This is a genomic window from Nocardiopsis sp. LDBS1602, from assembly GCF_035818715.1.
Taxonomy (GTDB): domain Bacteria; phylum Actinomycetota; class Actinomycetes; order Streptosporangiales; family Streptosporangiaceae; genus Nocardiopsis; species Nocardiopsis alba.
The window spans coordinates 1-20,897 of the sequence record NZ_JAYLVW010000008.1 but is presented as its reverse complement, the minus strand read 5'-3'; the positions used below and the strand labels follow the sequence as shown (position 1 = coordinate 20,897).

22 protein-coding genes are annotated in these 20,897 nt (G+C 69.1%); 19 read left to right on the top strand and 3 right to left on the bottom strand.

Features of this window, described 5'->3' with window-relative positions:
• Positions 1–8 precede the first annotated feature (8 nt).
• The 10 genes from U9J66_RS20625 (at position 9) to U9J66_RS20580 (ending at position 10,933) form a co-directional block, all read left to right on the top strand.
• Positions 9–1,739 (top strand): acyl-CoA mutase large subunit family protein, encoded by a 1,731-nt coding sequence (locus tag U9J66_RS20625; protein ID WP_326338436.1) that lies wholly within the window; start codon positions 9–11, stop codon positions 1,737–1,739.
• Positions 1,740–1,802: 63 nt separating this feature from the next.
• Positions 1,803–2,753 (top strand): tetratricopeptide repeat protein, encoded by a 951-nt coding sequence (locus tag U9J66_RS20620; RefSeq protein ID WP_014908334.1) that lies wholly within the window; start codon positions 1,803–1,805, stop codon positions 2,751–2,753.
• Positions 2,754–3,017: 264 nt separating this feature from the next.
• Positions 3,018–3,731 (top strand): cytidylate kinase-like family protein, encoded by a 714-nt coding sequence (locus U9J66_RS20615; protein ID WP_017536370.1) that lies wholly within the window; start codon positions 3,018–3,020, stop codon positions 3,729–3,731.
• Positions 3,732–4,086: 355 nt separating this feature from the next.
• Entirely contained in the window at positions 4,087–5,490 is a 1,404-nt protein-coding gene (locus U9J66_RS20610) for an NAD-dependent malic enzyme (RefSeq protein WP_014913352.1), read from the top strand.
• Between the two features lie 64 nt (positions 5,491–5,554).
• Positions 5,555–6,136, top strand: coding sequence for a YqgE/AlgH family protein (locus U9J66_RS20605; protein WP_014909303.1), 582 nt, complete (start codon positions 5,555–5,557; stop codon positions 6,134–6,136).
• Positions 6,137–6,213: 77 nt separating this feature from the next.
• Positions 6,214–6,456 carry a DUF3039 domain-containing protein gene (locus U9J66_RS20600; RefSeq protein ID WP_014909169.1) on the top strand — a complete coding sequence of 81 codons (243 nt, stop codon included), beginning with the start codon at positions 6,214–6,216 and terminating at the stop codon, positions 6,454–6,456.
• A 394-nt stretch (positions 6,457–6,850) separates the two neighbouring features.
• Positions 6,851–7,633, top strand: coding sequence for a class E sortase (locus U9J66_RS20595; protein ID WP_187294463.1), 783 nt, complete (start codon positions 6,851–6,853; stop codon positions 7,631–7,633).
• Positions 7,634–7,646: 13 nt separating this feature from the next.
• A complete protein-coding gene (locus U9J66_RS20590; protein WP_014912374.1) occupies positions 7,647–7,928 on the top strand; it encodes a hypothetical protein in 282 nt (93 codons plus the stop codon).
• A gap of 158 nt (positions 7,929–8,086) precedes the next feature.
• On the top strand, positions 8,087–9,817 hold the full coding sequence (locus tag U9J66_RS20585) for a DEAD/DEAH box helicase (protein WP_026125340.1): 1,731 nt from the start codon (positions 8,087–8,089) through the stop codon (positions 9,815–9,817).
• An 87-nt stretch (positions 9,818–9,904) separates the two neighbouring features.
• The gene (locus tag U9J66_RS20580) at positions 9,905–10,933 is read left to right on the top strand and encodes a zinc metalloprotease (RefSeq protein ID WP_326338435.1); all 1,029 of its coding nucleotides are present in this window, start codon (positions 9,905–9,907) and stop codon (positions 10,931–10,933) included.
• 63 nt (positions 10,934–10,996) lie between these two features.
• On the opposite strand, the gene U9J66_RS20575 is transcribed toward U9J66_RS20580, so the two are convergent.
• Complete coding sequence (locus tag U9J66_RS20575; RefSeq protein ID WP_326338434.1) at positions 10,997–11,431, bottom strand: DUF4267 domain-containing protein; 435 nt, start codon at positions 11,429–11,431, stop codon at positions 10,997–10,999.
• Positions 11,432–11,512: 81 nt separating this feature from the next.
• On the opposite strand from U9J66_RS20575, the gene U9J66_RS20570 reads away from it, so the two are divergent.
• The 3 genes from U9J66_RS20570 to U9J66_RS20560 all read left to right on the top strand — a co-directional run bounded on the left by U9J66_RS20570 (position 11,513) and on the right by U9J66_RS20560 (position 14,077).
• Positions 11,513–12,100, top strand: a complete 588-nt coding sequence (locus U9J66_RS20570) for a TetR/AcrR family transcriptional regulator (RefSeq protein WP_042282686.1) — start codon at positions 11,513–11,515, stop codon at positions 12,098–12,100.
• 18 nt (positions 12,101–12,118) lie between these two features.
• Positions 12,119–13,132, top strand: coding sequence for a tryptophan--tRNA ligase (locus U9J66_RS20565; RefSeq protein WP_014913460.1), 1,014 nt, complete (start codon positions 12,119–12,121; stop codon positions 13,130–13,132).
• Positions 13,133–13,198: 66 nt separating this feature from the next.
• Positions 13,199–14,077 (top strand): alpha/beta fold hydrolase, encoded by an 879-nt coding sequence (locus U9J66_RS20560; protein ID WP_014909588.1) that lies wholly within the window; start codon positions 13,199–13,201, stop codon positions 14,075–14,077.
• A 70-nt stretch (positions 14,078–14,147) separates the two neighbouring features.
• Here the strand turns inward: U9J66_RS20560 and U9J66_RS20555 are convergent, their stop codons facing one another.
• Positions 14,148–14,720 (bottom strand): nicotinamidase, encoded by a 573-nt coding sequence (locus U9J66_RS20555; RefSeq protein ID WP_014913165.1) that lies wholly within the window; start codon positions 14,718–14,720, stop codon positions 14,148–14,150.
• A 47-nt stretch (positions 14,721–14,767) separates the two neighbouring features.
• A complete protein-coding gene (locus U9J66_RS20550) occupies positions 14,768–16,069 on the bottom strand; it encodes a nicotinate phosphoribosyltransferase (RefSeq protein WP_161111367.1) in 1,302 nt (433 codons plus the stop codon).
• 132 nt (positions 16,070–16,201) lie between these two features.
• Between U9J66_RS20550 and U9J66_RS20545 the strand changes: the two genes are divergently transcribed.
• From U9J66_RS20545 to rdgB, 6 genes are all read left to right on the top strand, one after another.
• Entirely contained in the window at positions 16,202–16,624 is a 423-nt protein-coding gene (locus U9J66_RS20545; protein ID WP_014908175.1) for a Mov34/MPN/PAD-1 family protein, read from the top strand.
• A gap of 92 nt (positions 16,625–16,716) precedes the next feature.
• A complete protein-coding gene (locus U9J66_RS20540) occupies positions 16,717–16,995 on the top strand; it encodes a MoaD family protein (protein WP_014911846.1) in 279 nt (92 codons plus the stop codon).
• A 7-nt stretch (positions 16,996–17,002) separates the two neighbouring features.
• A complete protein-coding gene (locus U9J66_RS20535) occupies positions 17,003–17,950 on the top strand; it encodes a PLP-dependent cysteine synthase family protein (protein ID WP_326338431.1) in 948 nt (315 codons plus the stop codon).
• 345 nt (positions 17,951–18,295) lie between these two features.
• Entirely contained in the window at positions 18,296–19,048 is a 753-nt protein-coding gene (locus U9J66_RS20530; protein WP_017536365.1) for an MBL fold metallo-hydrolase, read from the top strand.
• A gap of 79 nt (positions 19,049–19,127) precedes the next feature.
• Positions 19,128–19,811: a ribonuclease PH gene (rph, locus tag U9J66_RS20525; protein WP_014912090.1), complete on the top strand. Its 684-nt coding sequence runs from the start codon at positions 19,128–19,130 to the stop codon at positions 19,809–19,811.
• Between the two features lie 11 nt (positions 19,812–19,822).
• Positions 19,823–20,428 carry an RdgB/HAM1 family non-canonical purine NTP pyrophosphatase gene (gene rdgB, locus U9J66_RS20520; RefSeq protein WP_326338429.1) on the top strand — a complete coding sequence of 202 codons (606 nt, stop codon included), beginning with the start codon at positions 19,823–19,825 and terminating at the stop codon, positions 20,426–20,428.
• Positions 20,429–20,897: the final 469 nt, after the last annotated feature.

Genomic DNA, 20,897 nt, shown 5'->3' with positions numbered 1-20,897 from the left:
ATCTTGATATGGCGACAACCACAGGCGACCCCACCGGCGGTGGCGGAGCACAGGAGATCGAGGCCGGCCGCGATCGCTGGCAGCGCCGCTACGACTCCGCCCGCAAACGTGACGCCGACTTCACGACCCTGTCCGGACGGACCCTCGAACCCGTCTACGGGCCCCGCCCGGGCGCCGAGGTGCCCGGTTTCGAGCGGATCGGCTGGCCCGGTGAGTACCCCTACACCCGAGGGCTCTACCCCACCGGTTACCGAGGCCGTGCCTGGACCATCCGCCAGTTCGCCGGCTTCGGTAACGCACAGCAGACCAACGAGCGTTACAAGATGATCCTCGCCTCCGGCGGCGGCGGACTCTCGGTGGCCTTCGACATGCCCACCCTCATGGGCCACGACTCCGACTCCCCGCACGCCCTCGGCGAGGTCGGCCACTGTGGCGTGGCGATCGACTCGGTCGCCGACATGGACCTGCTCTTCGACGGGATCCCGCTCGGCGAGACCACCACCTCCATGACCATCAGTGGACCGGCCATCCCCGCCTTCTGCATGTACCTGGTGGCCGCCGAACGCCAGGGCGTCGACATCGGCACCCTCAACGGCACGCTCCAGACCGACATCTTCAAGGAGTACATCGCCCAGAAGGAGTGGCTGTACCCGCCGGAACCCCATCTGCGCCTCATCGGCGACCTGATGGAGTACTGCGCCGAGAACATCCCCGCCTTCAAGCCGCTCTCCGTCTCCGGGTACCACATCCGCGAGGCCGGGGCCACCGCCGCCCAGGAACTGGCCTACACGCTGGCCGACGGGTTCGGCTACGTCGAACTCGGCCTGTCCCGAGGGCTGGACATCGACCGGTTCGCCCCGGGGCTGTCCTTCTTCTTCGACGCCCACATCGACTTCTTCGAGGAGATCGCCAAGTTCCGCGCCGCCCGCCGTATCTGGGCCCGCTGGATCCGCGACGTCTATGGAGCGAAGACCGAGAAGGCCCAGTGGCTGCGGTTCCACACCCAGACCGCCGGGGTCTCCCTCACGGCCCAGCAGCCCTACAACAACGTGGTGCGCACCGCCGTCGAGGCTCTCGCAGCGGTCCTGGGCGGCACCAACTCTCTGCACACCAACGCCCTCGACGAGACGCTCGCCCTGCCCACCGAACAGTCCGCCGAGATCGCCCTGCGCACCCAGCAGGTCCTCATGGAGGAGACCGGGGTCGTCAACGTCGCCGATCCCCTCGGCGGCTCCTGGTACCTGGAGGCCCTCACCGACGAGATCGAGGCCGAGGCCGAGCGCGTCTTCGAACACATCCGGTACATGGGCGGCGGTGACGACGTCGAACACCCCATCGGCCCGATGACCTCCGGCATCCTCGCCGGTATCGACAACGGCTACTTCAGCTCCGAGATCGCCGAGTCCGCCTTCCAGTACCAGCAGGCCCTGGAGAAGGGCGACAAGCGCATCGTCGGCGTCAACTGCCACACCAACACCGTCTCCGGTGAACTCGACATCCTCAAGATCAGCCACGAGGTCGAGCACGAGCAGAAGCGCGTCCTCGCCGAACGCAAGGCCGGACGTGACCGCGAGGCGGTCGACGGCGCCCTCGCCCGCCTCCTCGAAGGGGTGCGGGCCGGCGACGGCAACCTCATCCCGCTCATCATGGACGCGGCCCGCGCCGAGGCCACCCTGGGCGAGATCTGCGGCACCATGGGCGAGGAGTTCGGTACCTATACCGAGGATCCCCGCTTCTAGCGCCGGTCGGTCCGGGGAGGTACGGGGTCTCCGTACCTCCCCGGAATACGGCAGGATAGAGGTATGCAGCCTTCGGACTTTTCACCGAACAGTGCGGTCGACCTCGCGGCGCGTAAGGCGGCCTTGGAACGCGAGGCCAAGCAGCGTGCCGACGAGTCGGCCGGTCGCACGAACCCCTACGCCGTCAACGTCGACGAGGCCAACTTCCAACAGGTCCTGGAGCAATCGCTGTCCGCTCCGGTCGTGCTGGCGGTCCTGGCCGGCTGGTCCGAGCAGTCCAAGCAGGTCGAGACCGCCCTCGACCGGCTCTCCAAGAGCTCCGGTGGCAACTGGATCCTGGGCAAGATCGACAGCGAGGCCAGCCCACAGCTGGTCCAGGCGCTCCGTGTCCAGGGAGCCCCGACCATCATCATCGCCATCCAAGGGCAGGTCATGCCCCTGATGCAGGGGCCCGCCACCGAGGAGCAGCTCCGCGACGGCCTCTCCCAGGTCTTCGGAGCCCTCGCCCAGCAGGGCATGCTGCCCCCCGGCCACCCCGGCACGGTCGACGGCGACCCCTCGGCCCTGCCGGAGGAGGACGAGCAGGTCCCCGAGCCTCAGGCCGACCCGATCGCCGCGCGGGCCAGGGAGTTCCTGGACCAGGGGGACTTCGAGGGCGCGGCCGGCGTCTTCGAGAAGGCTCTGGAAGAGGACCCGAAGAACGCCGAGATCAAGGCTCAGATCGCCCAGATCCGGCTGATCGGTCGTCTTCAGAACGTGGACGGGCCCGCCGTGCGTGAGGAGGCGGAGAAGGACCCCGCGAACGTGGACGCCCAGATCACCGTCGCCGACATCGACCTGTACGGCGGTGACTACGAGGCGGCGTTCGACCGTCTGATCGCCACGGTCAAGCGCACCACCGACGATGATCGGAACAAGGTCCGAGAGCACCTGCTCTCCCTGTTCGACCTCCTTCCCCCGGGCGACCCGAGGGTCGGCGCGGCCCGCCGCAGGCTGACCTCGGCTCTGTTCTGACGGGAGCGTAGGTCCGATCGTTCACGACCCCTCGGGGTGAGGGCCTTCCTCACCCCGAGGGGTCGATCCGTCCGCGCGGCCGACCGAGATGTTGGTGGATGGAAACCCGCTGGTTATCTGCTGTCTTTCCTGCCCAAGAGTGATAAATCGTCACGTATTTACTGTTTTGAAGACGGGTGGGGTGGTGGTCGCCTCACCGGGTAGGAGAGCAACGACAGCGGCCCGCGGCAGGCGCGGTCCGCGTGGTGATCGGGCAGGTGTCCCATGGTGACGAACGACGGGAACGGCCCCGTGGTCACGATCTCGGCCACCTATGGGGCGGGCGGAAGCGTGATCGGTCCGGCCGTGGCGGCCGCCTTGGAGCTCCCCTTCCTCGATCGGGCGATCCCGACGGTCGTGGCCTCGCGGATCGGTTGTTCCTTCGCCGAGGCGCTCAAGCGCGACGATCGTTCCGCGGGCGGCTTCGAACGTCTTCTCGCCGGCGCGGCCCGGCTGCCCACGGTCACCTTCGGCAGCGTCGACACCCCGTACGTGGGGGCCACGGACGCCGAAGGGCGACTCCTCTACGACCACGAGTTCGTGGAGCAGACCGAGCGCGTCATCCAGGACGTCGCCCGCACGGGCGGCGTGATCCTCGGCCGGGCGGCCGCGGTGGTCCTGGCCGAGCGCCCGGGTGCTCTGCACGTCCGCCTGGACGGTGACCGCGAGGCCCGGTTGCTCCAGGCCCGACGGCTGTGGGAGGACGGGAACGGGGAGGGCCTCTCGGTCGGTGCCCGGGAGGAGGGGCCTCCCACGGAACGCCTCTTGGACGACAACGACCGGGCCCGGTCCGCCTACGTCCGCCGCTTCTACCGGGCCGACGCCGCCGATCCGGCCCACTACCACCTGGTGATCGACTCCACGGCGCTGTCCACGGGGGCCTGCGCCGATCTGGTGGTGCGCGCGGCCACCGATCGGGTGGCGAGGTTCGCGGGGTAAACCCCTGCGGAATAGTCGGGAATTTATGCGATTTTTTCCGATGGCGGTAATTGTCACCTTGTGCTGACGTCACTCCCTTGACTCGGGTAAGGTGAGGCGACTCGGTTGTGGGATCCCGGCCAGCCCCCGGCCGTCAGCCGAGCCCGCGTTCAGAACACCCGATCATCGGGCGTTCTCGGCGGGATGCGCCACCGTCACGGGACCGGCGCGCGGACGCCGACGACAACCCGACGGGCGGGCCACGGAGTGCAGGCCGTCCCCGGACCCGGGGTGACAGTCGGCCGGTACGTCCACGGGAGGGGCCGCCGGTGCGCCCCGCGGACGCATGACACCAGCAAAAGCCAAGGAGCAATACGTGGCCACCCTTCCCAGCGTTTCGTACTCCATCACCGTCCGCCTCGAATTGGACGCCGGAGGCAGCGCGGTCGGCAGCCTCACCAACGCGGTCGAGCAGGTCGGCGGCATGATCACCGCTCTGGACGTGGCGGCCGCTGGACACGAGCGCATCCGCATCGACGTCACCTGCGCGGCCCGCGACACCGAGCACGCCCAGGCCATCGTCGACGCCCTCGGCTCGGTCGACGGGGTCACGGTCCACAAGGTCAGTGACCGCACCTTCCTGATGCACCTCGGCGGCAAGATCGAGATGAAGTCCAAGGTGCCGCTGCGCAACCGCGACGAACTCTCCATGGCCTACACGCCGGGTGTCGCCCGCGTCTCCCAGGCGATCGCGGCCAACAAGGACGACGCCCGCCGCCTGACCATCAAGCGCAACAGCGTCGCCGTGGTCACCGACGGCTCCGCGGTCCTGGGCCTGGGCAACATCGGCCCCGAGGCCGCCATGCCCGTCATGGAGGGTAAAGCGGCCCTGTTCAAACGCTTCGCCGACATCGACGCCTGGCCGATCGCCCTGGACACCCAGGACGTCGACGAGATCGTCCGCACCGTGCAGCTGCTCGCCCCCGGCTTCGGCGGCATCAACCTGGAGGACATCTCGGCCCCGCGTTGCTTCGAGGTCGAGGCCCGCCTGCGCGAGCTCCTGGACATCCCGGTCTTCCACGACGACCAGCACGGCACCGCCATCGTCGTCCTGGCCGCCCTGCGCAACGCCCTGCGCGTGGTCAACAAGAAGCTGTCCGAGGTGCGGATCGCCATGTCCGGCGCGGGCGCCGCGGGCACCGCGATCCTCAAGCTGCTCATGCACGCGGGCGCGCGCGACATCATCGTCAGCGACGTGCACGGAGCCGTGCACGCGGGTCGCGAGAACCTGGACAGCAACCTCCAGTGGATCGCGGAGAACACCAACCCCACCGGTTACAGCGGTGACCTCAAGGGCGCCGTCGCCGGCGCGGACGTGTTCATCGGAGTCTCGGCCCCGAACCTGCTCTCCGGCGAGGACATCGCCGAGATGAACGAGGACTCGATCATCTTCGCGCTGGCCAACCCCGACCCCGAGGTCGACCCGGACGTCGCCCACCTGCACGCCGCCGTCGTCGCGACCGGTCGTAGCGACTACCCGAACCAGATCAACAACGTCCTGGTGTTCCCGGGCTTCTTCCGCGGTCTCCTGGACGCCCAGAGCCACAACGTCACCTCCGACATGATGGTCGCCGCCGCGAAGGCCCTCGCCGACGTGGTCACCGACGACGAGCTGGGCCCGAACTACATCATCCCGAGCGTCTTCCACTCGGACCTCTCCAACCACGTGGCCAACGCGGTGCGCGAGGTCGCCCAGCGCGGCGTCGCCGACCAGGACTGATCCCGTACCCGTCCTTCGAGGAGAAGGGGCCTCCCACGCCCCTCTTTTCGGGTAGAGGTGGAGCATGGACCAGTCGACACTGACCGGGCGCCTTCTGGTGGCCGCGCCCCTGCTCCAGGAGGACTCCTTCCGCCGTTCGGTGGTGTTCATCGTCGATGACGCCACCGACGGCGCCCTCGGGGTGATCCTCAACCGTCCGCTGGAACTGCCCGTGGACGAGGTCATGAAGGGCTGGGGAGACCACGCCGGCTCTCCCGCGGTGATGTTCTCCGGCGGCCCGGTGGGTACCGACTCCGGTATAGCGCTGGGGAGGGCCGCACCCGACGAGGCCCCTCCCGGCTGGGTCCCGTTGGAGGCCCCGGGCGGGCGGAGCGTTCTGGACGGTGTGGGCGTGGTGGATCTGGACGCGCCCCCCGAGGTGCTCGGCCCCTCCCTGAGCGGGCTTCGCGTCTTCGCCGGCTACGCCGGTTGGGGGCCGGGACAGTTGGCCGGGGAGATCGAGGAGGGTGCCTGGTTCGTGGTCGACGCCCACCTCGGCGACCTCTTCGGGGAGACGCCCGAGGGGTTGTGGCCGCGGGTGCTGCGTCGTCAAGGGGGTCGTCTGGCGCTGCTGTCGACCTATCCGGACGATCCCACGATGAACTGACGGGTTCCACGTGACGAGATGAGACGGATCGCGGCACCCTATACCGTGGACAACAGACGTTGAAAGGTGTGAGGACGATGTCGATGGACGTCCTGAACAAGGTGCTTCCGGACAGTGAGACCCGGCCGGATGTCTCGCACGACGATGGTGACCGTGAGCGGTTCGCCCACTACGTGCAGAAGGACAAGATCACCCAGAGCGCGGTGACCGGCGACCCGGTGATCGCCCTGTGCGGCAAGGTCTGGGTGCCCAACCGCGACCCGAAGAAGTTCCCCGTGTGCCCGGAGTGCAAGAAGGCCTACGAGGAGATGATGAAGTAATCGCGGTCCCCGTGATCGCGAACGAGGGGCCTTGACCCACCCTCACGGGTGAGCCAGGGCCTTCGTCGTGTCCGAGAAGGGCGTTCGTCGAGGTCGTTCCCTCGGGAGCCCGTTCCGCTCCGTTTCCGGGACGGCCGTGGACGAGAGCGGACGGTCCCCGCGTTCTCGTGCGTTTCGGGGCGCGTCGCCGCGTACGCCCCTCGTGTGACGGTACTCTCCGGAGGAACAGGTAGCCGGGCAGGGCGCCCCCACACCCCGTGTCCACCGTGCCGTCGCCCGGCGCCGTGTATCCGACATGAGGTCGAAGTCCTGCCGCATCCGCGTTCGGGGGTCCCGCTCCTCGTCCCCCTCCGGTCACCCGGATGCACGAAAGCGTCCACGGGAGTAGGTCGTATTGGTGTCCAGAACTGAACGGCAGTCGCTAGACGAGCCCCGTCCCGGGGACGAAGGGCGCCGCCCCCGCCCGTCACGCGGTGGAAGACGGCGCGCCCCTCGACGCAGGGCCACGGGCGCAGACGTGGCCCGCGGGTTCGTCAGGTTCTTCGGCGAGATCCTTCTGACCGCCGGCCTGCTCATGCTCTTCTACGCGTCCTATGAGGTGTACGGCTCTCAATGGGAGACCGATCGCGAGCAGCAGCAGTTGGCGGACGGCCTCGACGACGCCTGGTCCGAGGAGCGGGGGCCCGACTCCGAGCCGCTCCCGGGGAGCGCGGACAGTCGTCTGTACGTCCCGAGCCTCGACCTGGACTGGGTGGTGGTCAACGGCACCGAGCCCGACGACATCCGGTACAGCCCGGGCCGCTACACCCAGTTCGACAGCTCTCCCGGGGGACTGGGCAACTACGGCATCGCCGCGCACCGCACCCCCGGCCTGTTCTGGGACCTGGACCTGCTCGCCGAGGGCGACGTCATGGTCCTGGAGGACGGCGAGAACTTCTACACCTACGAGGTCTTCCGTGAGGAGACCGTCCTGCCCGAGGACTTCTGGGTGGTCACCCCCGACCCCTTCGAAGAGGCCTCCGAGGAGGACCCCGCACGTGCGCTGCTCACCCTCACCACCTGCGCGCCCAAGCTCAACAACACCCATCGACTCATCGTCTGGGCCGAGTTGACCGAGACCACGCCCAAGTCCGACGGCATGCCGGACTCCATCGCGCACATGGCGCCGGAAGCCTAGGAGGGGGACGCGAATGTACGGTCTGATCTGGCGGATTCTGCCGGGCCCTTGGATCTCGAAGTTCATCATGGCGCTGGGCCTGCTGGCGGGGGCCGCGGCCCTGTTGTGGTTCTTCGCCTTCCCGGCGATCTCCCCGCACATGCCCTTCAACGACGGCGCGGTGGACACGTCGAGCTTCGGCGGCGAAGAGCCGGCCGGAACACCCGAGGAGGGTGTTCCCGCGGACGGAGGGCTTCCCGGGACCGAGGACGGGACCGGGGCCGAGGAGGCCCCGGTGTCGGAGGAGGGGCTTTAACGGAGAATCTCGGAGCGGCGCGGTGCGAGGGGCACCGTGCCGCTTGTCGTGGGTCGGTGAGATGGTGGTCGGCTGTGCGGGGCACCACGCTCGGTGCTCCCGGCGTGGTGCCCGACGGCCGCTAATCTCGAGCAGGTGAGTAACGGGGGACAGGACGCATGACGGTGACGCAGACCACGATGGAGGACCGCCTGAGCGGCCTTCGGGCCTGGCAGCGGGAGGCCTTCGAGGAGTACTTCCGGAGGCAGCCGCGCGACTTCCTCGCGGTGGCCACGCCGGGCGCGGGCAAGACCACCTTCGCCCTCACCCTGGCGAGCGAGCTGTTGCAGAGGCACGCGGTACGGGCCATCACCATCGTGTGTCCCACCGAGCACCTGAAGAAGCAGTGGGCCGAGGCCGCCGCCCGTTTCGGTATCGCCATCGACCCGGACTTCAAGAACGGGCAGGGGGCGCTGGGGCGTCAGTACATCGGTGTGGCCGTCACCTACGCCCAGGTCGCCGCGCATCCGATGCTGCACCGCAACCGCACCGAGGCCCGCAAGACCCTGGTGATCTTCGACGAGGTGCACCACGCGGGGGACGCCCTCTCCTGGGGCGACGCGGTCCGTGAATCCTTCGACCCGGCCACCCGCCGTCTGTCGTTGACCGGCACCCCCTTCCGCTCCGACATCAACCCCATCCCGTTCGTGGACTACGTCCAGGACGGGGCCGGGGTGCGGCGCTGTTCGTGGGACTACAGCTACGGTTACGCGCCGGCGCTGGAGGACGGGGTGGTGCGGCCGGTCATCTTCATGGCCTACTCCGGAGAGATGCGCTGGCGGACCCGGGCCGGTGACGAGCTCGCGGCCAGGTTGGGCGAGCCCCTGACCCAGGACGCCCTCTCCCAGGCCTGGCGGGCGGCGCTCGACCCCAAGGGCGACTGGATCAAGAAGGTGCTCCAGGCGGCCGACCGGCGTCTGACCGAGGTGCGCAAGACGCATCCGGACGCGGGCGGCCTGGTCATCGCCAGCGACCACGAGAACGCCCGGGCCTATTCGCGCATCCTGCGTCAGATCACCGGCAAGGGCGCCACGGTGGTGCTCTCCGACGACCCGACCGCCTCCAAGAAGATCTCCCGGTTCGCCGCGGGCGACGACCGGTGGATGGTCGCGGTGCGCATGGTCTCCGAGGGTGTGGACGTGCCCCGCCTGATGGTGGGTGTGTACGCGACCTCGACGAGCACACCGTTGTTCTTCGCCCAGGCGATCGGTCGCTTCGTGCGTGTGCGCAAGAGGGGAGAGGTCGCCTCGGTCTTCCTGCCCTCGGTCCCCACGCTCCTGGAGTACGCGGGGGAGATGGAGCGCGAGCGCGATCACGTCCTGGACAAGACCCCCTCCGACGACGAGTACCCGGAGGAGGACCTTCTCCGGGAGGCCAACAAGAAGAAGGACTCTCCGGACGCGGGGGAGGAGCTCCCCTTCGAGACGATGGAGTCCGCGGCCGAGTTCGACCGCGCGCTCTACGACGGTCTGGAGTACGGCGGTGGCGCGGCCGGCTCCAGTGAGGAGGAGGACTTCCTCGGGTTGCCGGGGCTGCTCGAACCCGACCAGGTCTCGCAGTTGTTGCGCAAGCGCAAGGCGGACATCCGGGCGAGTGAGCTCAAGGCCAAGGCCAGGCGGGAGAGCGAGCCCGAGGAGGAGTCGGGTCCCACGCACGAGGTCCTGGCCGAGTTGCGTCGAGAGCTCAGTGGCCTGGTGGGGGCCTGGCACCACCGGACGGGTAAGCCGCACGGGGTGATCCACAACGAACTGCGGCGCGCCTGTGGCGGGCCGCCGGTCGCGCAGGCCAGCCCGCCTCAGATCCGGGAGAGGATCGCCAAGCTCCGTGCCTGGGCCGTAGGGCAGAAATAGTCACTGATCGGTCGAATCGGGCAAATACTTCGCAAGACCGCGTTGGGTTCGACTTCGTTGCGTTCTGACATAACTACAGTCCGTGAGGTGATTGGACGAAGCTCTCGCGGCGGCTCAGCCGCGCTCTGGTCCGGCCTGTCCCTGTGCGCGCTCGCGTTGACCGGCCTGGTGGTGGGCACACCGCCCGATCCGACCGTGTCATCGACCGGCGCGGAGCCCGAAAGGACGGGGGCGGTCGCGCAGGCCGCCCACTGTCCGCCCGGGACGGAGCCCGTCTCCGAGTCGACCGCCGCGATGCGTGTGGCCGACCCGGGGGTGGGCGCCGAGGGGGAGGTGGAGGTCACCCCCGAACAGGCGGCCGAGTACGAGGAACGCCTCCGTGAGGCATTGGGTCCCTCACGGGACCGGCAGATCGCGCCGCCCTACACGGTTCCGGTGGTCGTGCACGTCATCTCCGCCGAGGACGGCGGCGGGAACGTCACCGACGCCCGCGTCCGCGAGCAGATCGACGTCATGAACCGGGCCTACCGGGGCGACTACGCGCAGGGGTCGGAGGGCACCGACACCGGTTTCCGGTTCGAACTCTCCGATGTCACCCGGAGCGTGAACGACGACTGGTTCCACCGGTTCAGGCAGTACGACGACACGATCCGCTCCCAACTGCGTCAAGGGGGACCCGAGACGCTGAACATCTACACCGCCGACCTGGGCAGCGGACTGCTCGGCTACTCGACCTTCCCGCAGGACTATCGGGCGGCGCCGGAACGGGACGGGGTCGCGATCGCCCACGACACCCTTCCGGGCGGCGATCGTGACCGCTTCAACGAGGGGCACACCGGCACCCACGAGGTCGGTCACTGGCTGGGGCTGTTCCACACGTTCCAGAACGGGTGCGAGAGCCCGGGGGACTACGTGGACGACACCCCCTACGAGCGCGAGGCCGCCTCCGGCTGTCCGGTGGGACGCGACACCTGCCCAGACCGGCCCGGCAAGGACCCGGTCACCAACTTCATGAACTACAGCGACGACGCCTGCATGACCCACTTCACCCAGGGGCAGGCCGTTCGCATGGCCGAGCACTGGACCGCCTTCCGCGGCGGCTCCGCCCGGGCCTGATCGGGCACACCGCTCGAAGGACGGCGCCTCGCACCCCGCGAGGCGCCGTCCTCACGTCGGGGCTCACCCTTCGGCGTCCGCGGACGTCTCCCGGGCCGTCGAAGGGCTCCGGTCCCGCGCCCGCCCGCGTACGAGGATCGTGCCGACCACGATCATGGCCGCGGCCGTGCCCCCGTGCATCGCGTAGGCGAGTATCTCCGGTCCGTCCCAGGCCAGGACCACCACGGCGTCGCCCAAGGGGATCCAGGCCAGGGCGATCAGGGCCCACCCCGCGGCCCGGAACCTCCGGGTCGTGAGGAGGACCGCCCCCACGAGACCCGTTCCGATGTCGCGGACCCCCTTCGCCGCGAGAAAGGGACCCGCCTCGGACGGAAGCCCGAAGCCCTCTGCTCCGCTCTCCGGGGCGAGGAGGAAACGGGCTCCGATCACGATGATGGCCGCGGACATACAGGCGGCCGCGACGATCGCGACCCACCACGCCAGGTCCCGTGGACCCATGACTCTCTCCTAGCGACGACAGCATTCCTAGCGATGCTAGATCCCTGAGAGGGGGAAATCCAGCGGCGCTAGGATTCAGGGGTGAGCACGACGGACCGCCGAGCGCGTGAGCGAGAACTGCGCCACCGACTCATCCTGGACAAGGCCCGGGCCCTGGCCGAGACCGAAGGGTGGGACGCCGTCACCACCCGGCGCCTGTCCACCCTCATCGAGTACAGCCAACCGGTGCTCTACGACCACTTCCGCAACCGTGACGCCATCATCGCCGCCATCGCCGTCGAGGGCTTCGCGGAACTGGCCGACGTCCTCGACGAGGCCCGGTCCGAGGTCCCCGAGGGAGAGCCGGAACTGTCCGCGGTCGTCCGCGCCTACATGAGGTTCGCCGAGGCGGGCCCCGCGGTCTACGAGGCCATGTTCGGCAGGGACCTCCCACTGGCCTTCGCGGTGGAGGAGACCCCGGAGCCGCTGAAGGCCGCGTTCGCGGTGATCCTGGAGGTCGTCGCCCCCCACGCCGACGGCCGCGACCCCGAGACCCTTGCCGAGGTGGTCTGGGCCTCGGTGCACGGTCTGGTCACCCTCCGGCGCGACCACCGGCTGCGGCCGGGAGAGGACGAGGCCCGCGCGGCGGCGCTGGTCGAGCTCATCGGCGGGCGGAAAAAGGGTGGATGACGCCGATAGGCTTGGCCCATGGCAGCCAACACCTACCTGACCGGGATCAAGCCCACCGGTGACTTCCACCTGGGCAACTACATCGGCGCGATCAAGCCGGCCCTCGCCGCCGCCGCGGCCGAGGCGTCCGAGACGTTCTACTTCATCGCGGACTACCACGCGCTCAACATCATCAAGGACGCGGACGAGCTCCGGCACAGTATCCGGTCGGGCGCTGCCACCTGGCTGGCCTGTGGGCTCGACCCCGAGCGCACCGTCATCTACCGCCAGTCCAGCATCCCCGAGACCTTCGAGCTCACCACCATCCTGAGCACCCTCACCCCCAAGGGGCTCATGAACCGCGCGCACGCCTACAAGGCCGCACGCGACCGCAACACCGAGGCCGGCAACACCGACCTCGACGCCGGGATCAACATGGGGCTGTACAACTACCCCATCCTCATGGCCGCCGACATCCTCATCATGGAGGGGGAGCGTGTCCCCGTCGGCCGTGACCAGTCCCAGCACATCGAGTACACCGCCGATCTGGCCGGATACTTCAACCACCGCTACGGGGACTCCTACGCTTTCCCGATCCCCAAGGGCGTCATCGACGACAGTGACGCGAGCATCCTGCCCGGCACCGACGGTCGCAAGATGAGCAAGTCCTACGACAACCACATTCCCCTCTTCCTGCCGGAGAAGAGGCTCCGCAAGGCCATCAACCGGATCCCCACCGACTCGACCCCCGTCGAGGACCCCAAGGACCCGGACTCCTCGATCCCCTTCCAGCTGCTCACCCACTTCGCCGATGCCGCCAAGGTCGCCGAGGTGCGGGAACGTCTGGAGGCCGGCGGTATGGGCTGGGGCGACCTCAAGAAGGAGTTGTTCGAGGCGGTGAACGCCGAGCTCGGCCCCAAGCGCGAGCGCTACGAGGAGCTCATGGCCTCCAAGACCGAACTCGACGAGATCCTCGACTCCGGCACCGAGCGCGCCCGCTCGCGGGCCCGCCGTGTGCTGAGCGACGTCCGCTCCGCCATCGGCATCGACTGATCAACAGGTCCGACCTCGACGAATATCGATGGCACCCTCCCCGGACCCTTCGTTAGGGTTCGGGGAATGGAACTCGGAGTCACCGCCCCGGAACGTCGGGGTCGGAGCACACTGGCCGACGGACGCTCTCTCGGATGGAGCGAGTGGGGCGCGCCCGACGGCGTGCCCGTCCTGCTGTGCCCGGGCGCGGCCACGAGCGGCCGTCTCGGATTCGGTACGCACCTGCTCGCCGAACTCGGTGTACGCCTGGTGGCCGTGGACCGGCCCGGACTGGGAGCCTCCTCCCCGCGGCCGGGGCGGAGCCTCGCCGACTTCGCCGACGACGTGCGCGAGCTCCGTTCCCTGCGCGACCTGAACGGTACGGCGGTCGTCGGGAACTCCCAGGGAGCGCCGTTCGCCCTGGCCTGCGCGGCCTCGGGCGCGGCCGACGCGCTCGCCCTGGTCTCGGCCGCCGACGAGGTGGCCGCCCCCGTCTTCGCCGACGTGCTCCCCCCGGGGCCGCGCGACATGGTCGCCCTGGCCGCCTCCGCCCCCGACCGGGCCGAGGCGCTCTTCGCGGAGTTCGACCCCGCGGCCATGGAGGAGATGGTCCTGGCGGGAAGCGCCGAGTCCGACCGGGAGGTCTACGAGGCCCCGATGTTCGCCGACGCCTATCGGAGTGCGATGACCGAGGCCTTCGTCCAGGGCGGCGCGGGTTACGCGAGGGACACCGTGTTGGCCATGAGCCCCTGGAACCTGGACCTCTCCGCGATCACCGTTCCGGTCGACGTCTGGTACGGAGAGCAGGACGCGTCCCACTCCCCGGACCTCGGTGCGACGCTCACCGAGCGTGTACCCGGGGCCGTGCGCCATGTCGTTCCCGGGATCGGCGGCGCTGTCCTGTGGACCCACGCCGAGTCGATCCTGCGCACCCTGCTCGAACGGCGGGCCGCGTCCCGGGGATGACCCCGGGCGGTGGGACCACGAACGGCCGTGCCCCGAGGGACACGGCCGTTCACGAGGACGGGCTCCGCGCTCAGCCGACCGGCGGCCGGCCCTCCAGGGCCACGCCCGCGTCGCGCAGTCGCTCCAGCGCGGTCTCCACGCCGGCGCCGGACACCCCCGCGGTCAGCTCCAGCAACACCCGGGTGCGGAAGCCCTCCTCGGCGGCGTCCATCGCGGTGGCACGTACACAGTGGTCCGTGGCGATCCCCACCACGTCCACCTCGTCCACGCCGTGGTCGCGCAACCACGCCGCCAACGTCGTCTCGCCGTCCGAAGCGGTGCCCTCGAAACCGCTGTAGGCGGCCGAGTACATCCCCTTGCTGAAGACCTCCTCGGCCACCGAGGAGTCGAATTCGGGGTGGAACTCCGCCCCGGGGGTGCCCGCCTCACAGTGACGCGGCCAGCTGTCCACGAAGTCGGGGTTCTCGGAGAAGTGGTCCCCGGGGTCGATGTGGTGGTCGCGGGTGGCCACCACGTGGTCGTAGCCACCGGTGCGGGCGTACTCGGTGACGGCGGCCGCGGTGCGGGCCCCACCGTTCACCCCGAGGCTTCCCCCCTCACAGAAGTCGTTCTGTAGATCCACCACGATGAGTGCTCTGGTCATGTCGGGACACCTCGTCCTTCTCGGAACGTCGGTCTGTGGTTCACGGGTCAGAGGAAGATCGTCGGGAGGGCGGTGTCCCCTCGGGAGGTGCGCAGCGCCTCCTCGGGAAGCTCGGCCACGGTCGCGCTGTGACGCTCGCGGGCGTCCTGGACCGTCTCGCGCCCCACGATCTCGCCGTCGGCCACGAGAGGACGCAGCAGAGGTCGTCCTCCGACCACCCGGCCCGGGTCGTGGGGGTACACCTCCTCGGTCGTCGCGATCCCCTTCTCGTCCAGTCGGCGGACCGCCCACTTACGGCCGCCCCGGCTGGGCTTGCCGACCGAACGCTTCGCGACCGGCTCCAAGGGGGCGTCGTGGTCCAGGCCGCGCGCGCGTGCGACCAGCTTGTACACCAGGGACACGGTCGGCGCCCCGGAACCCGTCACCAGTGAAGTACCCACTCCGTAACCGTCCACGGGTGCCACCGCCAGGGCGCGGATCGAGTGTTCGTCCAGGTCGCCGGTGACCAGGATCCGGGTCTCGGTGGCGCCGAGACCGTCCAGTTGGGCACGGACCCGGGCGGCGGTCGTGGACAGGTCTCCGGAGTCGATGCGCACGGCGCCCAGGCCGGGGCCGGCCAGCTCCACCGCGTGTCGCACCGCGCGTTCGACGTCGTAGGTGTCCACGAGCAGGGTGGTCCCCGTGCCCATGGACTCCAGCTGGGTCTCGAAGGCGTGTCGTTCGCTGTCGTGCAGCAGGGTGAAGGCGTGCGCGGCCGTCCCGCCGGTCGGCACCCCGTAGGTGCGCCCCGCCTCCAGGTTGGAGGAGGTGGCGAACCCGGCCACGTAGGCGGCGCGGGCGGCGGCCACGGCGGAGCGCTCGTGGGTGCGGCGCGACCCCATCTCGATGAGGGGGCGGTCGCCCGCGGCCACCGACATCCGGCTGGCCGCGGAGGCGATCGCGCTGTCGTGGTTGTACACCGACAACGCGAGTGTCTCCAGGATCACGGCCTCGGCGAAGGTGGCCTCCACCACAAGGATCGGTGATCCCGGGAAATAGGCATCGCCCTCGCCGTAGCCCCACACGTTCCCCGAGAAGCGGTACTCCGCGAGCCAGTTCAGGGTGGTCTCGTCCACGACCTCGTTCTCGGCCAGGAAGTCCAGTTCCTCCGGGCCGAAGCGGAAGCGCTCCAGTAGGTCCAGGAAGCGTCCGGTGCCCGCCACGACCCCGTATCGGCGGCCTTCCGGCAGGCGTCGGGCGAACATCTCGAACACCGACCGGCGTGCGGCGGCTCCGCTGTGGAGGGCCCCCTGGAGCATCGTCAGTTCGTAGTGGTCGGTGAGCAGCGCGCTGCTGCTGTCCTCGCTCATAGGGGCGAGCCTATGCGTTGCGGAGTGACGGTCGGCGGTCGCCCCACCAGGGTCGGGGCCCGTCCGGAGGAGAGGCGGACGCAACAATACCCACTTGGTTGGTAGAAAAGAGTGCGCGGGTACCCTGGAGCCATGCTGAGGATTGACCGCTCGATCTACGACCAGATCGTCGCCCACGCCCGCCGCGATCACCCCGACGAGGCGTGCGGTGTCGTCGCCGGACCCGAGGGGTCCGACCGCCCGGAGCGGTTCATCGAGATGCTCAACGCCGAACGGTCGCCGACCTTCTACCGCTTCGATTCGCTCGAACAGCTCAAGGTCTGGCGCGGGATGGACGACCGCGACGAGGAACCCGTCGTGATCTACCACTCCCACACCGCGACCGAGGCCTATCCCTCGCGTACCGACATCTCCTACGCCTCCGAGCCCAACGCGCACTACGTCCTGGTCTCCACCAGGGAGGCTGACACCGTCGAGTTCCGCTCCTACCGGATCGTCGATGGCGAGGTCACCGAGGAGCCGGTGGAGATCGTCGGGACCGACGCCCGCCCGTAACGCCCCCGGCAGGTCCACCGCCCGGAATGACGGCGGTGGGACGCCTGTTGGACATGAACGCACAACAACGACCGTCATACGGAGTCACCTTCATGGCCATCGAGGTCCGCATCCCCACCATCCTGCGCAACCTGACCGACGACGCCAAGGTCGTCGAGGGCAAGGGCGACACGCTCGCCGAGCTCTTCACCGACCTGGACAGCCGTTACCCCGGGATCGGCGCCCGCATCGTGGAGAACGGCAAGCTGCGCCGTTTCATCAACGTCTACCTCAACGACGAGGACGTCCGCTTCGTCGGTGGTCTGGAGGCCGAACTCAAGGACGGCGACAACGTGACCGTCCTGCCGGCGGTCGCCGGCGGAAGCCTCTAGGGACGCCATGCGCTACGACTCCCTACTCGACTCCCTCGGCGGCACACCGCTCGTCGGTCTGCCGCGGCTGTCACCCTCGCCCGAGGTCCGGCTGTGGGCGAAGCTGGAGGATCGCAACCCCACCGGTTCGATCAAGGACCGCGCCGCGTTCTTCATGATCGAGCAGGCGGAGAAGGACGGCCTGCTCTTTCCGGGGTGCACGATCCTGGAGCCGACGTCGGGGAACACCGGTATCTCCCTGGCCATGGTCGCCAAGCTGCGCGGCTACCGCATGGTCTGCGTGATGCCGGAGAACACCTCGGCCGAGCGTAAACAGCTCCTCGCCATGTGGGGCGCCCAGGTCCACTTCTCCGACGCGGCCGGCGGCTCCAACGAGGCCGTCCGCGTCGCCAAGGAGATGGCCGAGGCCCACCCCGACTGGGTGATGCTCTACCAGTACGGCAACCCGGCCAACGCCCGGGCCCACTACGAGACCACCGGGCCCGAACTGCTGGCCGACCTCCCGGAGATCACCCACTTCGTGGCGGGGTTGGGCACCACGGGCACCCTCATGGGGGTGGGCCGCTACCTGCGCGAGCACAAGCCCGACGTGCGGATCGTGGCGGCCGAGCCCCGCTACGGCGAGCTGGTCTACGGTCTGCGCAACATCGACGAGGGGTTCGTTCCCGAGCTCTACGACGAGTCCCTGCTCACGACCCGTTTCTCCGTGCCCGCCGACGCCGCCCTCAAACGGACCCGGGAACTCCTGGATCAGGAGGGCATCTTCGCGGGGGTCTCCACCGGAGGAGCCCTGCACGCCGCTCTGGGGATGGCCCGCAAGGCGGAACGGGAGGGGCGCTCCGCCGACATCGCGTTCGTCATCGCCGACGCCGGATGGAAGTACCTGTCCACCGGCGCCTACGAGGGCACCCTCGAAGAGGCCGAGGAACGGCTGGAGGGGCAGCTCTGGGCCTGAGGCCGAGAGAGCACTCGACACGGGGCCGGTCGCGTCGCGCGACCGGCCTTCGTCGTGCCCGGAAGTCCCACGAGAGGTCTCGTTCACCCGAACCGGTCATGTCTGAGTGTGGGGGAGTGTCCTGAACTCGGACCAAGCAAAACGGTCATATGTGATCATTTGGTGTGAAAAATTCACACGTGATGCACGTCGCCTGAGATGCAGGACACATTTTGTACCACCCGGGCGGCCATTGGGGTACACCCGTAACAACGGGACATCCGCAGAACCAGCCGCCATCCGCCCTCCCCGAGCACTCCGACGGGGCCCGGAAGCAGCGCGGCCGACCGAGAAGGCGACGACGACGTGCGACTCACGATTATCGGGTCCTCCGGGAGCTTCCCCGGTCCGGACAGCCCGGCCTCCTGCTACCTGGTCGAGGTCGACGGTTTCCGGCTGCTGCTGGATCTGGGCAACGGAGCCCTGGGCGCCCTCCAACGTCATGTGGACCTCTACTCCGTCGACGCCGTCTACCTCAGCCACATGCACACCGACCACTGCGCCGACATGTGCGCCTACTGGGTCGCCCGCATGTACGCGCCCGACGGCACCAAACCGCGCATCCCCGTCTACGGGCCCCGAGGGGTGGCCGACCGCCTGGCCGAGATCTACGGCCTGGACCCCGAACCCGGGATGACCGAGGTCTTCGACTTTCACGAACTCACCCCGGGCGAATTCTCGATCGGTCCGATGACCGCGCGCGTGGACCGGGTCAACCACCCCGTCGACGCCTTCGGGATCCGCCTCGAACACGACGGCGTCAGCCTCGCCTACTCCGGCGACACCGGTTCCTGCGACTCCCTGGTCGCACTGGCCCGCGACGTCGACCTGTTCCTCTGCGAGGCCGCCTTCCACGACCACACGGAACACCCCAAGGACATGCACCTCACCGGGAGCGAGGCCGGCGAGCACGCGAACCGGGCCGGAGCGCGCAAGCTCCTGCTCACCCACCTGGTCCCGTGGAACGACGACGACATCACCCTGGCCGAGGCCCGCTCCACCTTCGACGGCGCCATCGAACTGGCGCGAGGCGGACAGGTGCACCGGGTCGGCGCCTGAGCGGCGCGGGCCCCGGTCCGGATATACGCTCGTACCCATGGCCCGACCTGACGGACGCGTTCCGACCCAACTCCGCCCTGTGAACATCACCCGCAACTGGCTCCGCCAGGCGGAAGGATCCGCACTCATCGAGTTCGGAGACACCCGAGTGCTCTGCGCCGCCACCGTCGAGGACGGTGTGCCCCGCTGGCGTCGAGGGACCGGCGAAGGGTGGGTCACCGCCGAATACGCGATGCTCCCGCGCGCCACCGATACCCGAGGCGCCCGCGAATCGGTCCGCGGCAAGATCGGCGGCCGCACCCACGAGATCTCCCGACTCATCGGCCGCTCGCTGCGCGCCGTGGTCGACTTCAAGGCGATGGGCGAGCACACCATCACCCTCGACTGCGACGTGCTCCAGGCGGACGGCGGCACCCGTACGGCGGCGATCACCGGTGCCTACGTCGCCCTCGCCGACGCGATGAAGTACCTGCGCAAGAAGCGCAAGCTCAAGAACAACCCCCTCACCGGCTCGCTCTCCGCGGTGAGCGTCGGCGTCGTCCAGGGCCAGCCCCGGCTGGACCTGAACTACCTGGAGGACTCGGTCGCCGATACCGACATGAACGTCGTGATCACCGGGGATGGAAGGTTCATCGAGATCCAGGGCACCGCCGAGGGGCAGGGGGCGGCCTTCGACCGCGCCCTGCTCGACAAGCTCCTCGACCTGGCCACCACCGGGTGCGAGGAACTGTCCGGTATCCAGAAGAAGGCCCTGGCGGAGTAGGGGGAGAGACCGTGAAACTCGTCCTGGCCACGCGCAACGCCAAGAAGGTGCCGGAGATGCGCGCCATCCTCGCCGACGCGGGGGTGACGGCCGAGGTCCTGGCCTTGGACTCCTTCCCCGACGCGCCCGAGGTCCCCGAGACCGAGGCCACCTTCGTCGGCAACGCCCGGCTCAAGGCCCGGGCGATCGCCGCGCACACCGGGCTGCCGGCGGTCGCCGACGATTCCGGTCTGAGCGTCGACGAACTGCGGGGGATGCCCGGTGTCCTCTCCGCCCGCTGGGCGGGGCGCTTCGGTGAAGGGGACCAGGACCGGGCCAACCTGGACCTGGTGCTGGATCAGCTGGCCGACACCCCCGACGAACGTCGAGGGGCGGAGTTCGTCTGCGCGGCCGTGCTGGTGATGCCCGACGGCACCGAGCGGGAGACCGAGGGCGTGCTCCGCGGGAGCCTGGTGAGGGAGCGTCGAGGAGAGAACGGGTTCGGCTACGACCCGGTCTTCGTCCCCGAAGGGGAGGAGCGCACCACCTCGGAGCTGTCCCCGGAGGAGAAGAACGCCATCAGCCACCGGGGGATCGCCTTCCGAGCACTCGCCCGTGAGCTGGCGGCACTGGTCTGAATCGTTCCATCCGGGGGCGACGCGGAGTTCACTCCGCGTCGCCCCCGGGGCGTTCCACGGTCCTGAGAAAAATCCGCCGGATCGTGTTTGACGGGTTCGCCGCCGGGCAGGATGACTGTCGAACGACCAGTGAGCGCATGCGACCTCGGTACTCGTGAGACCGGAGGAAGCGGGGCGCCGTACCGCGTCAGCGCGCGGGACGTCCGGGCACGACGGGGTTCTCCTCCAGGGGTTCGGGCGGATTTGACGTCTCCGAACCGGTTGCCTAGACTCACCGAGTCGCTGCGGAACGGTGAGCGGTCTTCGATGATCGACTCGGACCCGGGCCGCGCTCTTCGACACCCTCTTCGATCAAGCCTGGTTCGAGCAGTGCTCGGAGCATGTAAACTCGCAGAGTCGCTTCTTCCGAAAAGGGACGCGGAAACGCGGAACTCGAAAGAAAAGCGAAATCGGGCTTTACCCCGATCGG